The 1,267-nt window shown below is 53.3% G+C and carries 1 rRNA gene (cut by a window edge); it reads right to left on the reverse strand.

Features of this window, described 5'->3' with window-relative positions:
• A 23S ribosomal RNA gene (locus FCK22_RS17765) occupies positions 1 to 1,267 on the reverse strand; its annotated part runs 343 nt beyond the window's last position; the annotation flags it as partial.

Genomic DNA, 1,267 nt, shown 5'->3' on the forward strand with positions numbered 1-1,267 from the left:
GGTCCCGGAACCGGATAACGGTCCGCGGTTAGACATCAAGCAGAACAAGGGTGGTATCTCAAGGGAGGCTCCACCGAGACTGGCGTCTCGGTTTCAAAGCCCACCACCTATCCTGCACATGTTCGGCCTAATGCCAGTGTGAAGCTGTAGTAAAGGTGCACGGGGTCTTTCCGTCTAACCGCGGGTAACCGGCATCTTGACCGGTAATTCAATTTCGCTGAGTCTATGTTGGAGACAGCGGGGAAGTCGTTACGCCATTCGTGCAGGTCGGAACTTACCCGACAAGGAATTTCGCTACCTTAGGACCGTTATAGTTACGGCCGCCGTTTACCTGGGCTTCAATTCAGAGCTCTCACTCCTCCTTTTAACCTTCAGGCACCGGGCAGGCGTCAGACCCTATACGTCGTCTTGCGACTTCGCAGAGCCCTGTGTTTTTAATAAACAGTCGCCACCCCCTGGTTTGTGCCCCCAGCCCCTAGTTGCCTAGGAACCGGGCCTCCTTCTCGCGAACTTACGGAGGTATTTTGCCGAGTTCCTTCAACATAGTTCTCTCAAGCGCCTTGGTATTCTCTACCTGTCCACCTGTGTCGGTTTAGGGTACGATCTGATGATGGAGCTATTTCCAGGGACCGCTCAGCAGCCCATCCAATCCGATAAGGATGAACTACCTCTGCGATCCGTCACTTCCATCTGGCCCAGGAATATTAACCTGGTTCCCATCGACTACGCCTTTCGGCCTCGCCTTAGGGGTCGGCTTACCCTGCTCAGATTAGCTTTAAGCAGGAACCCTTGGACTTTCGGCGAGAGTGTCTCTCACACTCTTTGTCGCTACTCATGTCATCATTCTCACTAGTGATCTCTCCACCGGATCGCTCACGCGCCGGCTTCACAGAAAGCTCCTTGTGTCCAATACGTCCCGAGGGACGATAAGGACACATGGAACTATGTCACACTACGCTCTGCTACCATGCAATAAATGCATCCTCGGCTTCGGCTCATGGCTTGAGCCCCGTTACATCTTCGCCGCAAGACAACTTATTTAGACCAGTGAGCTGTTACGCTATCTTTAAAGGATGGCTGCTTCTAAGCCAACCTCCTGGTTGTTTTGGTCGTCTCACCTGCTTTCCCACTTAGCCATGAATTAGGGGCCTTAGCCGGAGGTCAGGGTTGTTTCCCTCTCCACGACGGACGTTAGCATTCGCCGTGTGTCTGCCATCCAGTACTCCTCGGTATTCGGAGTTTGGTTAGGATCAGTAAGCCTGTGGGG

The sequence above is a fragment of the Sulfitobacter sp. 15WGC genome, from assembly GCF_005068605.1.
Classification (GTDB): Bacteria; Pseudomonadota; Alphaproteobacteria; order Rhodobacterales; family Rhodobacteraceae; genus Sulfitobacter; species Sulfitobacter faviae.